13 protein-coding genes are annotated in these 13,098 nt (G+C 45.2%); 2 read left to right on the forward strand and 11 right to left on the reverse strand.

All coding sequences use genetic code 11. The features are described 5' to 3' along the window. The first annotated feature begins 128 nt into the window (after positions 1-128). Positions 129-1,007 carry an NAD(P)-dependent oxidoreductase gene (locus ZX61_RS18170; RefSeq protein WP_049846012.1) on the forward strand — a complete coding sequence of 293 codons (879 nt, stop codon included), beginning with the start codon at positions 129-131 and terminating at the stop codon, positions 1,005-1,007. Positions 1,008-1,245: 238 nt separating this feature from the next. Here ZX61_RS18170 and katG read toward each other — a convergent pair whose 3' ends face one another. From katG to ZX61_RS18195, 5 genes are all read right to left on the reverse strand, one after another. Next, positions 1,246-3,423 carry a catalase/peroxidase HPI gene (gene katG / locus ZX61_RS18175; RefSeq protein WP_049846013.1) on the reverse strand — a complete coding sequence of 726 codons (2,178 nt, stop codon included), beginning with the start codon at positions 3,421-3,423 and terminating at the stop codon, positions 1,246-1,248. 267 nt (positions 3,424-3,690) lie between these two features. Further along, the gene (locus ZX61_RS18180) at positions 3,691-4,308 is read right to left on the reverse strand and encodes a glutathione S-transferase family protein (RefSeq protein WP_049846014.1); all 618 of its coding nucleotides are present in this window, start codon (positions 4,306-4,308) and stop codon (positions 3,691-3,693) included. 9 nt (positions 4,309-4,317) lie between these two features. After that, on the reverse strand, positions 4,318-5,349 hold the full coding sequence (locus ZX61_RS18185) for an NADP-dependent oxidoreductase (protein WP_049846015.1): 1,032 nt from the start codon (positions 5,347-5,349) through the stop codon (positions 4,318-4,320). Positions 5,350-5,436: 87 nt separating this feature from the next. Then, positions 5,437-6,021: a TetR/AcrR family transcriptional regulator gene (locus ZX61_RS18190; RefSeq protein WP_049846016.1), complete on the reverse strand. Its 585-nt coding sequence runs from the start codon at positions 6,019-6,021 to the stop codon at positions 5,437-5,439. Between the two features lie 117 nt (positions 6,022-6,138). Further along, a complete protein-coding gene (locus ZX61_RS18195; protein WP_049846017.1) occupies positions 6,139-6,999 on the reverse strand; it encodes an MBL fold metallo-hydrolase in 861 nt (286 codons plus the stop codon). A 120-nt stretch (positions 7,000-7,119) separates the two neighbouring features. Here ZX61_RS18195 and ZX61_RS18200 point away from each other — a divergent pair, with 120 nt between their 5' ends. Beyond that, positions 7,120-8,037: a LysR family transcriptional regulator gene (locus ZX61_RS18200; protein ID WP_049846018.1), complete on the forward strand. Its 918-nt coding sequence runs from the start codon at positions 7,120-7,122 to the stop codon at positions 8,035-8,037. On the opposite strand, the gene yqfB is transcribed toward ZX61_RS18200, so the two are convergent. From yqfB to ZX61_RS18230, 6 genes are all read right to left on the reverse strand, one after another. After that, positions 8,034-8,348 (reverse strand): N(4)-acetylcytidine aminohydrolase, encoded by a 315-nt coding sequence (yqfB, locus tag ZX61_RS18205; RefSeq protein ID WP_049846019.1) that lies wholly within the window; start codon positions 8,346-8,348, stop codon positions 8,034-8,036. The genes ZX61_RS18200 and yqfB overlap by 4 nt on opposite strands. Continuing rightward, positions 8,349-9,545: a DEAD/DEAH box helicase gene (locus ZX61_RS18210; protein WP_049846020.1), complete on the reverse strand. Its 1,197-nt coding sequence runs from the start codon at positions 9,543-9,545 to the stop codon at positions 8,349-8,351. It lies immediately after the preceding gene. Positions 9,546-9,673: 128 nt separating this feature from the next. Continuing rightward, positions 9,674-9,865 carry a hypothetical protein gene (locus tag ZX61_RS18215; RefSeq protein WP_235431356.1) on the reverse strand — a complete coding sequence of 64 codons (192 nt, stop codon included), beginning with the start codon at positions 9,863-9,865 and terminating at the stop codon, positions 9,674-9,676. Beyond that, positions 9,865-10,341: an OsmC family protein gene (locus ZX61_RS18220; RefSeq protein ID WP_049846021.1), complete on the reverse strand. Its 477-nt coding sequence runs from the start codon at positions 10,339-10,341 to the stop codon at positions 9,865-9,867. Before ZX61_RS18220 ends, ZX61_RS18215 begins: the two co-directional genes overlap by 1 nt. A 163-nt stretch (positions 10,342-10,504) precedes the next feature. Beyond that, a complete protein-coding gene (locus ZX61_RS18225) occupies positions 10,505-11,257 on the reverse strand; it encodes a substrate-binding periplasmic protein (RefSeq protein ID WP_049846022.1) in 753 nt (250 codons plus the stop codon). A gap of 92 nt (positions 11,258-11,349) precedes the next feature. Next, positions 11,350-13,029, reverse strand: a complete 1,680-nt coding sequence (locus ZX61_RS18230; RefSeq protein WP_049846023.1) for an RluA family pseudouridine synthase — start codon at positions 13,027-13,029, stop codon at positions 11,350-11,352. Between the last annotated feature and the right edge of the window lie 69 nt (positions 13,030-13,098).

Below are 13,098 nucleotides of genomic sequence, written 5' to 3' on the forward strand. Positions count from 1 at the left end.
ACTGATTGACTAAGCCCCTAAATGGGGCTTTTTGCTATTAGAGACTTATCTTTCGGATTTCTAGTGAACTAGAATAGAAATGTTTAGTAGACTGTCTCCCTAACTATAAAATTCAAAAGGAGATAGGGATGAGTCAGCAAAAAGTAGCCTTTATTGGTTTAGGTGTGATGGGCTATCCAATGGCTGGGTTTTTAAGCAAAGCGGGTCATGAAACTCAGGTATTCAATCGTACTAAAGCCAAAGCAGAGCAATGGGCTAATGATTACCAAGGCACTGCGTGTGAGACGCCAAAACAAGCCGCACAGGATTGTGACATTGTATTCGTCTGCGTGGGTAACGATGATGACGTGCGCAGTGTTATCTACGGTGAAGATGGTGTACTTGCAGGGCTAAAAGAAGGGGCAGTATTAGTTGACCATACTACGACTTCTGCTGAATTAGCGGTAGAGCTAGCAAAAGCGGCTCAAACCAATGGCAATCACTTTATTGATGCGCCAGTGTCTGGCGGCCAAGCCGGGGCTGAGAATGGCGTACTTACCATTATGTGTGGTGGTGAAAAGGCGATATTTGATCAAGTTGCACCAGTCATGGATGTTTATGCCAAACAGATGACCTTGCTGGGTGAAAATGGTCAAGGCCAGCGCTGTAAAATGGTTAATCAGATTTGTATCGGTGGCATCTTGCAAGGCTTAAGTGAAGCGCTGCTACTTGCGCAGAAGTCAGGCTTAGATATTGAGCAAGTCGTTGAAACATTAAAGCACGGTGCAGCAGGCTCGTGGCAGATGGAAAATCGCGCAGTGACAATGTCACAAGATAAGTTTGATTTTGGCTTCGCGATTGATTGGATGCGTAAAGACTTAGGCTTCTGTCTCAAAGAAGCAGAGCGCGTTGGAGTAGAGCTACCTTTAACTAAAAAGGTGGACGAACAATACGCCGAACTGCAGCAAGATGGCTTCGGGCGTATGGATACGTCGGTACTGATGAAAGCGGTAGCGAAACATCAGTAATAGATGAATAGTTCTTTGGTATCAAACAACTTAAAGAAATCGAAGCCTTTCATAACCAACTCTCCTCACTGGTAACACTTACTTTATAGATTATGAGGCGTTATGTGCGCCTCGTTTCTTAATTTTGGTTACTTTATTAAAACTAGTTCAACTTGGGCGATTTTTCCAAGCGATTAACCACTTTCAATAGTTCGTTTATGCCTCCACTACTCGCTGAAGAGAGTGGAGGCGATTCAAGTTACGGTTTTAAATCGAAACGGTCTGCGTTCATGACCTTAGTCCAGACTTTGACAAAGTCTTGAACAAACTTCTCTTTATTATCGTCTTGTGCGTAGACCTCAGCGTAAGCTCGCAGGATTGAGTTCGAACCAAATACCAAGTCAACGCGAGTTGCAGTCCATTTTTCTTCGCCGCTTGTACGTTCAATAATTGAGTACGAGTTGCGACCTGTTGGCTTCCATGTATAACGCATATCTGTCAAGTTGACGAAGAAGTCGTTAGTGAGTACGCCAACCTTGTCCGTGAACACACCATGTTGAGTGTCTGAATGGTTTGTGTCGAGCACTCGCATACCACCAATCAGTACAGTCATTTCAGGTGCGGTTAGGCCTAGCAATTGAGCATGGTCTAGCATCAGTTCTTCCGGGCTGACAGCGTAGTGTTTCTTCTGCCAGTTTCGGAACCCGTCAGCCACAGGCTCAAGCACCTCAAATGAATCGATATCGGTTTGTTCTGCTGTTGCGTCACCACGACCCGCAGCGAAAGGAACCGAAATATCTACGCCTCCGGCTTTAGCCGCTTGCTCAATCCCGACGTTACCTGCCAAAACAATAGTATCTGCAACGCTAATCCCGAACTCTTTCGCAATGCCTTCTACTATCGGTAACACTTTAGCCAACTTCTCCGGCTCGTTGCCTTGCCATTGGTTTTGAGGTGCAAGGCGAATACGTGCGCCGTTAGCCCCGCCGCGTTTATCGGAATTGCGGAAGGTGCGCGCACTATCCCAAGCAGTAGAAACCATCTCACTGATGCTTAAGCCACTTTGAGCGATTTTTTCTTTTACTGCCGCGACGTCATAGTCACTTTTTCCTAGAGGAACAGGGTCTTGCCAAATTAATTCTTCAACTGGGACATCTGGGCCAAAGTAGCGAGATTTTGGTCCCATATCGCGGTGAGTCAACTTGAACCATGCACGGGCAAAGGTTTGTGAGAAGTACTCTGGATCGTTGTGGAAACGCTCGGAGATTTTACGATAGTCAGGATCGAATCGTAGCGCCATATCCGCGTCAGTCATGATAGGGTTATGCCGAATACTTGGATCTTCTACATCGACTGGCTTATCGTGCTCTTCAATATGAGTTGGTTCCCATTGCCAAGCACCAGCAGGGCTCTTTTGTAGCCACCAATCGTAATTCAGTAGCAAGTGGAAGTAACCATTGTCCCATTGTATCGGATTGGTAGTCCAAGCACCTTCGATACCGCTTGTCACTGTATCGCGACCAACACCACGAGAGGTATGGTTGTTCCATCCTAAGCCTTGCTCTTCTAATTCTGCACGCTCTGGTTCTGCACCGAGTTGTGACGCATCGCCGTTACCGTGTGCTTTTCCGACTGTATGTCCACCCGCTGTAAGGGCAACGGTTTCTTCATCGTTCATACCCATTCTTGCAAAGGTAACGCGCATGTCTTGGGCTGTTTTAAGTGGATCTGGTTTGCCGTCGACTCCTTCAGGGTTGACGTAGATAAGCCCCATCATCACTGCTGCTAGTGGATTCTCTAGATCGCGTTCACCAGAATAACGACTGTTATCTGAACCGCTGGTGGCTAGCCACTCTTGCTCCGCTCCCCAGTAGATGTCCTTTTCTGGATGCCAGATATCTTCACGACCAAAGGCAAAACCAAATGTCTCTAATCCCATTGATTCATAGGCCATGTTACCTGCAAGAATCATAAGATCAGCCCAGCTGATTTTGTTGCCATATTTTTGTTTGATTGGCCAAAGTAGGCGGCGAGCTTTATCAAGGTTACCGTTATCTGGCCAAGAGTTAAGAGGAGCAAAACGCTGATTGCCTGTATCCGCGCCGCCGCGACCATCACCAATACGATACGTACCTGCAGAGTGCCATGCCATACGAATCATCAAGCCGCCGTAGTGTCCCCAGTCCGCGGGCCACCAATCTTGGCTGTCCGTCATCAAGGCTTTTAGATCGTTTTTAAGCGCGTCTACATCCAGCTTTTTTAGTTGCTCTCGATAGTTAAAATCAGCGCCCAATGGATTAGTTTTTTGGTCGTGTTGATGAAGGATGTCGAGGTTAAGCGCATTTGGCCACCAAGCGACATTGGATGAATTTGAAGAGGTTGCGCCGCCGTGCATTACTGGGCATTGACCACCATTGTTGCTATTTTTGTGTTCCATGATTTTGCTCCTTAGTGTCGCGTACTTTCAACTGTCTGGTTGATTCTTGTTTTGTCGGTGACAGTCGAATTGTTCATGTTTAACAAGTCTTGCAGGACTGTTTATCTACGACAGAGAATAGTTGGCAGGGGCTTAGATATAAAACTGATTGTAGCTATGTTATCGATAGATAATTTCTATCTTGAGGGATGCTAAGAGGAAAAATAGAACATAAAAGGCCGGGTAATAGGCTGCCAAACTGAGTTTGGCAGCTTGAAAGCGAACAGGTTATGAGAACTTGAGTTCTAGCTGCTGCGCTTTTTGCCATGTTTCATGGCTAGCAAGTTGCTCTGCATAGTTCGTGATATTGGGATAGCGCTCTAGCAAACCAAAGTTGGTGAGAATATCGACGATGAAAGACATCATAATGTCGGCACCAGTGAGCTTGTCAGCAACCAGATAACGCTTGCCTTCAAGTCGTTGATCAATATAACTCATCACTTTATCCAGCTCGATTGCCGCGTAATCAGGTAAAAAGTTCATCGAAGCGCCATCTTTCTCAACGAAAACTTTTAGTAATAGCGGCAGAGCAGCGGAGCTTTCCGCAAAGTGAAGCCACTGCAAATAATCTAAGTGATCGCCGGTCCCCCTTGCAGGAGCCAGTGTATCCGCCGCGTATTTGTCAATCAGATACTCTGTGATAGCACCAGACTCAGTGATCACTCTCCCCGTTTCTTCAATAACCGGAGATTTCCCTAGTGGGTGAATGGACTTGAGCTCCGGTGGTGCTAGAAATGTCACACTATCACGACGATAAGGAACGATTTCATAGTCTACGCCTAGCTCTTCAAGCAACCAGATAATACGCTTGGAACGAGATTGATTTAAATGGTGTAACTTAATCATGTTAGTTCCTTATAGTGCGTCGTTGGTCTTGATAACCAGTTTGCCAAAATTCTTACCTTCTAATAGGCCGATAAATGCTTCAGGAGCCTTATCAAAGCCTTCTACGAGGTGCTCACGGTAATGAATTTTTCCTTCGGCAAGCCATTGGCCCATATCTGCTGCAAACTCTCCGTAGCGGTGCCCATAGTCGTCAAAAATAATGAAACCCTGCATTTTGATTCGTTTGATCAAAAGCTGAGCCATCAGCATCGACATTCTGTCTGGACCTTCAGGCAAAGAAGTAGCATTGTACTGAGAGATAAGGCCACACAGAGGAACACGAGCACCTGTGTTGAGTAACGGCATAACAGCGTCGAACACCTTGCCACCCACGTTCTCAAAATAGATATCGATGCCTTGATCACACGCCGCTGCTAATTGCTGTTCAAAGTCATCTGCTTTGTGATCGAGACAAAGATCAAAACCCAATTTTTCGACTGCGTAACGGCACTTTTCTTCACCACCGGCCACACCAATAACGCGGCAGCCTTTTAGTTTACCAATTTGACCAACCATAGAGCCTACAGCCCCGGTTGCCGCAGCGACAACAAGAGTGTCACCTGCTTTAGGCTGGCCAATATCAAGCAGTCCCATGTAAGCGGTAAAGCCAGGCATCCCCATTACGCCGAGTGCATAAGATGGGTGAGCAGGATTTTTGCCCATTTTGATCAGCCCTTCACCGTCTGAGATACCGTAGTCTTGCCAACCAGTAAAGGCTAATACCCATTCACCAACTTCGTAATCTGGATGATTTGAAGCTTCAACTTGGCAAACGGTCCCTCCCACCATCACTTCATCTAGGGCAACAGGATCAGCGTAGGATTTAGCATCGCTCATACGACCACGCATATAGGGATCCAGAGATAGATAGACGCTACGAAGTAACATTTCGCCTGGCTGTGGTTGTGGCTTCTCTGACTCTTCTAGGCGGAAGTTTACAGCTACAGGGGCACCTGTAGGGCGAGAGGCGAGTACAATACGTCGGTTTACGTTATTAGTCATTGAGTGATTTTTCCATTATTAGACCAGTCGTCTAGTTGTTATTTCAAAAAATTCCCGTAGGACATTTCAACTACGGGAATTGTGCAATTAAGAGTTTAGTAGCGCTTTGGTTGTTTCTAGGCTGTGCTCAAGATGGGTATGATCTTGAACCAGCTTGTTAAGTAAACTTGCGCCAAGCCACTGTTGATATAGCTGCGTAGCTGTCGCGTGAGGATTTACCGCTGATATCGAGCCATCTTTAATACCGGCTTGAATGCATTGAGCGATCGATTCAATGATTCGCTCTGCGCCAGCTGCTAAAGCGACGCGCATAGTCTCAGACAAATCTGAAACCTCAGCACTGAGCTTTACGACTAAACAGCGATTGGCATTACATACGCCGTTTTCCACTTCAAGCCAGCGAGAGAAATAACCAATTAGCCGCTCGTTAGCCGTGCCTTCTTGAGAGTTAAAAAATGCATTAAGTCGCGCAAGATAGGTTCTGAAGTAGTCTTCGATTAAGGTTTCACCAAACTGCTCCTTAGACTTGAAGTAGTGATAAAAAGAGCCTTTGGGTACATCCGCGGCTTTTAATAGTTGTGACAAACCAACAGCCGTAAAGCCTTTGGTCACCACTAATTCATAGCCCACATTGAGTATATGCTGGCGAGTATCGTTCGTTTTTTCGTTCATGGTCTGAACTATAAATGAAATTAGACCAGTCGTCTAGTGGTGCGAATTGAGGATATCTGAGAAAAAGCGCTCAACTTGAGAGAGTGAGCGCTTGTATTTGAAGCGTACGTGCTTGTTTTAATATGGGCCCATCCACATGTCTAACATCACGCGAAGTACATTCATTGGTAGCCAATCATCATATCCATGCCAGTGCGAGTATTTTTCTAACTGTATTTTGCTTGGAATTTCTTCAAAAGGTGTCCCTTTTTGGAATTCAGCGATAATGGCTGCTTCTAGATCTTCGATATATTCGCGCTCAAGGGTCACATCTTGCTTAGTCCCAAGAGGAGAATTTGAGTGAGAATGAGAGAAAATCGCAGTGTCGAAATCCATTTTTTCAATCTCTGTTAGCGCTTTTTTCCAGCCTTGGATGTGGAAATCAGGAACAACAGTAAACATAACTCGCTCGGGGGTAACCAAGTCAGCGATGAAAGCCACTTTCTCTTTTGGGAGCAGTGTTACCGTCATACCCAATCCGTGGCTAGGTCCCATGTATTTCAGTACAATTGTTTTGTCTCCAACGATTAACTCTTTAGTCTCGCCAGACCACAGTTCAGTGGGTAACGTAAGGTCTGGATGAGGGTTTGCTTTCATCCATTGATAGGCTTCTTGGTGGGCAAGAACGGTAGCGCCTTCATCACGGAAAACCTTTCCGCCACCAGAATGGTCCCAGTGGTTATGGCTTTGAATCACGTAGCGAATTGGCTGGTCCGTAACTTCACGAATTGCGTTTAGCATTGCTTGGGAGTGTTGACTGTTTGCCGGGTCAAAAACAATGACGCCATCGCTACTTACGACAAACATCGAGTTGAATCCATGCCCTTGCGTGTATTGATAAACGCCTTTAGCTGCTTGGGTGACTTGAGTTGTTGCCCAAGCACTGGGGGCTAATACCAGACTCGTAAAAACTAGAGTCATTAAAATTCTGCTTTTCATAGTTACATCCTCATGTGTCGCTTTGTATTGATGAAGCTAATTTTGTATGGTTCTCGATTAGTTTACTAGATGGATAAATTGAATTACTCTGTTCTCAATAAGTGAACGGATGGGCAAGGTATGGAAGAATTAAAGCGGATAGGAGTTTTTACTAAGGTTGTTCAAGCAAAAAGCTTTTCTGAAGCTGCTCGAAGGTTAGGTATCGCTAAGTCGGCGGTAAGTAAACATATCCGGTTATTGGAGCAAGAAGTCGGAGTTAGATTGATCAACCGATCAACACGTAAATTGAGCCTCACTGAGGTGGGAGAAGTTTACTATCGTCATTGCCAGCAAATCGTTGATAGGGCTGAAATCGCGCTGAATGAGCTTCGCCAGTATCAAGACCAGCCTACAGGAACACTGAGGATTTCTAGCCCAGTCGCTTTCGGACGTGCCATGCTGATTCCGGTGATTAAAGAACTGCGTTCACTTTATCCTAGTTTAAATATTGACTTAGAGTTGAATGATGAAGTCGTCAATATGGTAGAAGAGGGGATCGATCTTGCTGTTAGAGTTGGGCAATTGAAAGACTCATCTTTAGTTGCCCGCAAACTATGTGACATTCCAATAGTCACGTTTGCTTCACCCGAATATCTTGCTGTTAACGGTACTCCGCAGCGGCCATTGGACTTGATTGAGCATCAATGGCTAGCATTGTCTTTTTTGCCAACACCTATCGTAGGTCAGTTCAAAGATAAACGAACGGGAGAGTTTGTTGAACATCGAATAAATAGCGGTCTAAAGAGTAACTCTATTGATGCAATTATTGATGCTGCTGCCCAAGGGTTGGGCATTTCAGCTTTAGTGAAAGCAACGGTAGAAGAACATCTCAAAGCAGGCCGTTTAGTTTCAGTGTTAAATGACTACGAGCTAGAGCCAAGAAGCGTTTACGCAGTTTATCCGCATCGAGAACACCTACCTCCTAAAGTGAGGGTGTTTATGGAGTTCCTAAAAAAACATTGCGAAAATGCTTCATGGGTATTAGATAATAAACCTTAAACTAGCTCATAGCTAATTTCGAACAAGGTGTCCGTGTTAGGATAGATTTCACGAATTAACTTTTTCAGCTTGGCTAGTTCAATGTACTCTTGCTGCGCATGAAACTCGTTAATGTCATCAAAGTGAAGCGGTTTTACAGACAAGATTTTAACCTCACACACTTTTTCATCAGTTTCTAGGGTGAAAACCTCAACCTTGGTGCCTGGTACGTAGTGAGACTCTGATTCATCGCGAATCGTTATGGTCTTCTTACCTGAGGCGACTAACGGAGTCAGAAACTCGAAGAAGGTGATTTTTGTTGGGGCAGTCATTTAATCTTCCTTTTGCTGACGCTTGTGTTTAGGTACATAATTCAAAATTGAAATGGGTACAGGTTTTCGTGGGGCGAATCCTTCAACTTCACGGCGCTCTATGAGATGGCCCAAGCGTGATTCGATCATGCAAAGGTTTTTGAAGTTGTCTTTGGATACGAAAGAAATCGCTTCACCTTGAGTATCAGCGCGACCAGTACGTCCGATACGGTGCACATACTCATCGGCAGGGAACGGCAAATCATAGTTAATCACACGCGTTAAACCTTCTATGTCGATACCGCGAGCGCCAACTCCAGTTGCGATCATGTACTTAATCTTACCTGCTTTGAAGTCTTCCAGAAGCTGTGAGCGAACCGCTTGACTACGACCACTGTGAAAAGCTTCAGCAATAATGCCGCGCTTTTCGAGCTGAGTGGCGAGCTTGGCTGCGCCGTGTTTTGTTTCGATAAATATCAGCGCTTGGTCCCATTCATTTTCATTGATTAGGTGGCTCAGTAGGGCAGATTTCTTGTCTTTATCGACGGTAATCAGCCATTGCTCAATGTTCTTCTTCGAGGCTTGATTGGCTGCAATGGAGATCTCGTAAGGGTCGTGTACCGCTGTTTTTGCTAGGTCTCGTACCTTGTTTGAAAGCGTGGCAGAAAACAGAAGATTCTGAATATCTGTTGGTAAGCGATCAAGGATTTTGTTGATATCATCAATAAAGCCCATATCCAACATGCGGTCTGCTTCATCTAGCACCAAGACTTCGACTTCTTCAAAATGTACCGCGCGTTTGCCGTACATATCAATCAGGCGGCCCGGTGTTGCAACGAGAATATCAACACCTTCGATCAATGCTTGTTTTTGAGATTGTTCGTCGACGCCACCGTACATCGCGAGAGAGGTCAGAGATAGGTGCTGACTGTAATCTTGAATCTTCTGTTCAACCTGAACGGCTAGTTCGCGAGTCGGAGTCAGAATTAGAGCCCGGATGCGCTTTTTACGTTGTGTTTCGCCTTGGCTAAGTTTCTCTAGAATAGGTAATACGAAGCTTGCGGTTTTACCTGTACCGGTTTGTGCCGCAGCAATCAGGTCTTCACCACGGAGAATGACTGGGATCGCTTTGGTTTGAATTTCGGTTGGCTTTTTATAACCAAGTTGAGAAATTGCGTCAGTGATGGGTTGGCTTAAGCCGAGTTTCGAGAAAGACATGCTTACACTCTGAATCTAGATTAAATCAGGGGGAGAGCCCCATAGTTGCAGCAGAGTGTAGCATGAAGAGGGTGACGACAATTAGCTTTGTTTTTCCAGATACCAGCTGCCTTTGCAGATGCCGTTTTTTAAATGCCATTTACGTCGACTCTACGACCTATCCATGGCCCATCAAATTCGTGTGTAACAGCAAAATCTGGCAGCGAAGGTAATTTGGGGAAGGTATCAAGATTGCTTGAGCCGAATAGTTTAGGTTGCTGACCGACAATAACAAAAATGCTGAAGCTAACAAAGAACGCGATAAGATGTAGCATCTTCATCAGTACTCCATCTGGATAACTTCAGTGGTAATTTCTGTTTTTACTGAGTTTGCAATAAAACAGTGCAGGTGAGCTAAATGATGCAGCTTTTTAAGCTGGTCGAGGCTAGGCTGTTTGTCACCAGTAAAGATGATTTTTGGACGCAGTATGACTTTACTGACGGAGCTTCTTCCTGATTGTTCCTCCTCGAGAAAACCGACCGCTTCATCAATATAACTGTCTATGACGTAGCGCTGTTTGGCGGCAATACCAAGAAAGGTCAGCATATGGCAGCTGGAAATAGAGGCGATAAAGGCTTCCTCTGGATCAACGTTCTCTTCTACTGACAGCGGTAAAGGGACAACATCAGGGGAAGAGGAGGCGGGAACAACCACACCGCCGTCGAAGTGCCACGTATGACCACGGCTATATTTATTGTCGTTGAAGGCTTCGCAAGGGCCTCGTTGCCATTTTACTGCGGCGCTAAATTTAGACATATCGACCAATCCTTTGCGGGAATGTATTCGTGATAACTTTGGTCTAACATGAAGTAGCGCTAGTCTAGAAGGCTAATAATGTAAAACTACAGTGCGTCTCACAAGATTGATTAGAAAGCTCTACTCAAATGGTAGAGCTTCTCTTTAGCGGCTTAAGCGCTCGCTACTGTTTATATTTACCTTCAATCGAAGCTTGTCTGTATTCGTCAAGTTTACCTGCTGATTCCAATTTGGCTAAACCGCGATTAAATGCTTCTAACAGTTCTTGGCTGCGTGGAGATTTTTTAGAAATGATCACGAAGTAGTCTCGCTCCGTAAGCATCTTGCTATTAGGTTCAATCGCACCAGTGAGGCCAAGTTTAGTGATGGTTTCCATGCCGACGTCCATATCTTCCAAAACCACATCTAACCGACCTGCTTTGAGCTTTTTGTAGTTGTTCTCAGCGCTAGCGATACGTTGGACCTTCACCGTTCCGGCTTTTTCTAAATCTTCAATACCATAGGCGTAGCCAGTGACCCCCCCGACTTTCAATGCAGATAGGTCTTCGCGGCTGCTCCATGTTACAGGTTTGCTTTTTTGCTGAAATAGAGCGGTACTCAAAGTAATTACTGGATCGGAATAGAGGAAGTGTTGTTCGCGATCGGGGTTTTTACTCCAGATCAATGAACCGTCATAGTTACCTGATTTGGCTTCTTCAAATCCCCGCTTCCAGGGCATATAGTCAAATTCTACGCTGTAGCCCTCTGCCTCAAAGGCTTCTCGTACAATTTGTGTCATAAAGCCGCCCTCTTTGAGAGACTTAGATTGATATGGAGCCCACTCTCCATTGGCGAGCTTAACGGTGTTTGCATATGAGAAATTAGGCAGGGAAAGGGCAAAGATTAAAGCGACTAACTTGAAGCTTTGGTTGAACATGGCGTTATCCTCTAGAAAATGTCAGTACCTAAAGGATAGTTGCTGATATTCACATCACCAACGTAAGGTTGATGATATGAATAAGCGAAAGTTTAAAAGCTCTCTGGTGCTTCGAAGGTCATTGGTCGTTTAGAATAGGGGTGTTCAAGCTCTAGGCGCTCGGCATGCAAGTGTAATCGGTCAGATTTTTCACCATACAAGGTATCACCAACCATAGGTAAGTTAAGCCCTAAATGATGAGCGCAATGAACTCGTAACTGATGAGTACGACCCGTTTTCGGGTACATATAGAGTTTGCTTCTACCATCGATAGTAGATATCTCTTCCCAAGAGGTTTGCGCCGGCTTACCGTGTTCAAAGCAAACCAATTGACGAGGGCGATCAACCGGGTCACCGCGCATTGGAAGATTGATTTCTCCGCTGGGCTGTAATACTGCACCTTCAAGCAATGCTACGTAACGCTTTTGCACACTGCGAGAAATAAACTGTTTTTGCAGACTTTTATTGGCGCGCTTAGTTAAGGCAAACACCAATAAACCAGATGTCGCCATATCGAGTCTGTGGATGACAAAAGGCCCTTCGACATCAGGGTAACGCTCTTGAAGTCGGGTGTAGGCGGAGTCCGTGATGGTTTTTCCCGGCACAGATAACAACCCCGAAGGTTTATTTACAACGACCATGGCGTCATCTTCAAATAAGATCTCTAGTTCTTTATCTTCCGCCCAGTTTTCTTCGAGTGGATTGTCGTCAACCAACATTCCTTCAAGCATATGACCAAGGATCGGTTGGCATTTACTGTTACACGAAGGATAGAACTTGGTGTGCTGACGAATTTCAGACTTGGGTGAAACTCCCCACCAAAATTCTGCTAGAGCGAGCGGCTTAAAGCCATGCTTAAAGGCATAGTGGAGCAGTTTAGGCGCTGCACATTCACCTGCTCCTGCTGGTGGAATAGGAGAGGCAGTGGGCGCAAATATTGATTTTAGAGAGCGCTCTTCGCCGCGAATGTTTAAAAAGCAGTATTGTTCAAAAAGCTTGTTCTGCAAAGCATTAGAGAGCTGTTTACGTTTCTCTTTTAAATCATTCAGTGATGCCGTCAGTTTATCGAGTTTTGAGCTGACGCCAGCAATTTTCTCTTCCCACTCTAACTTTAAGTACTTAAGAACGTTTTTCTCAGCCACGCTTTGTTTACTCAATTCAATGAGTAGTGCATCAAGTTGGCTAGAGTTGAGGTTGGCTTCGCCTTGTTTTCTCTGTTCTTTTCGCTTAGCGCGCCCTTTAATAATCGCGTCACGTTGCTTTTGCTCCGCCTCGGCATGACCTTGTTTTAACTGATTTAATGCTTGTTTAAGCTGTATCAGTTCTGGATTTGATTGTTCTGTTTTAACCGCATGATTGAGCTGAGTGATCTCAGCGAGATCGGTTTGAAAGAAGCTCTCTTCCGCTAACATATCAAACACGGGTGGAACAAAACCGGGCAACAAGTTTTGATCGGCGATTTTGCCAGAGAACGCAGAGAAATAGCCTATTTCACCTTCAGGAGACTGAACGAGAAGCACGCCGAACATCTTACCTGTACCTTCTGGATTACCATCGATACCAAAATCATGACACCAAGCTTGCTGTACTGTGAGGTGGCGTTGCAACTGCTGCGCGGCTAGGACACACAGTGGATGCGGCTGGTAGTAAAAAGGAAAGGTAAACTTCTCGGGTAGTGGATACGATTGGATATCACTATCGAAATGAGTGAAAAGCTGGTTTGGGTGGTGCATTAAAGTATTCACTACAGGTAAAATCAATTGAGCGTGATTCTACCTGTTTGTGAGCATATTTCTAGTTTA

Origin of the sequence: Vibrio sp. VPAP30 (genome assembly GCF_001188205.1) — a bacterium.
GTDB lineage: Bacteria > Pseudomonadota > Gammaproteobacteria > Enterobacterales > Vibrionaceae > Vibrio > Vibrio bivalvicida.

Coding starts and splice junctions, on each gene's coding strand:
- ZX61_RS18170 (WP_049846012.1), top strand. CDS start 129: ATGAGTCAGCAAAAAGTAGCCTTTATTGGTTTAGGTGTGATGGGCTAT.
- katG (WP_049846013.1), bottom strand. CDS start 3,423: ATGGAACACAAAAATAGCAACAATGGTGGTCAATGCCCAGTAATGCAC.
- ZX61_RS18180 (WP_049846014.1), bottom strand. CDS start 4,308: ATGATTAAGTTACACCATTTAAATCAATCTCGTTCCAAGCGTATTATC.
- ZX61_RS18185 (WP_049846015.1), bottom strand. CDS start 5,349: ATGACTAATAACGTAAACCGACGTATTGTACTCGCCTCTCGCCCTACA.
- ZX61_RS18190 (WP_049846016.1), bottom strand. CDS start 6,021: ATGAACGAAAAAACGAACGATACTCGCCAGCATATACTCAATGTGGGC.
- ZX61_RS18195 (WP_049846017.1), bottom strand. CDS start 6,999: ATGAAAAGCAGAATTTTAATGACTCTAGTTTTTACGAGTCTGGTATTA.
- ZX61_RS18200 (WP_049846018.1), top strand. CDS start 7,120: ATGGAAGAATTAAAGCGGATAGGAGTTTTTACTAAGGTTGTTCAAGCA.
- yqfB (WP_049846019.1), bottom strand. CDS start 8,348: ATGACTGCCCCAACAAAAATCACCTTCTTCGAGTTTCTGACTCCGTTA.
- ZX61_RS18210 (WP_049846020.1), bottom strand. CDS start 9,545: ATGTCTTTCTCGAAACTCGGCTTAAGCCAACCCATCACTGACGCAATT.
- ZX61_RS18215 (WP_235431356.1), bottom strand. CDS start 9,865: ATGAAGATGCTACATCTTATCGCGTTCTTTGTTAGCTTCAGCATTTTT.
- ZX61_RS18220 (WP_049846021.1), bottom strand. CDS start 10,341: ATGTCTAAATTTAGCGCCGCAGTAAAATGGCAACGAGGCCCTTGCGAA.
- ZX61_RS18225 (WP_049846022.1), bottom strand. CDS start 11,257: ATGTTCAACCAAAGCTTCAAGTTAGTCGCTTTAATCTTTGCCCTTTCC.
- ZX61_RS18230 (WP_049846023.1), bottom strand. CDS start 13,029: ATGCACCACCCAAACCAGCTTTTCACTCATTTCGATAGTGATATCCAA.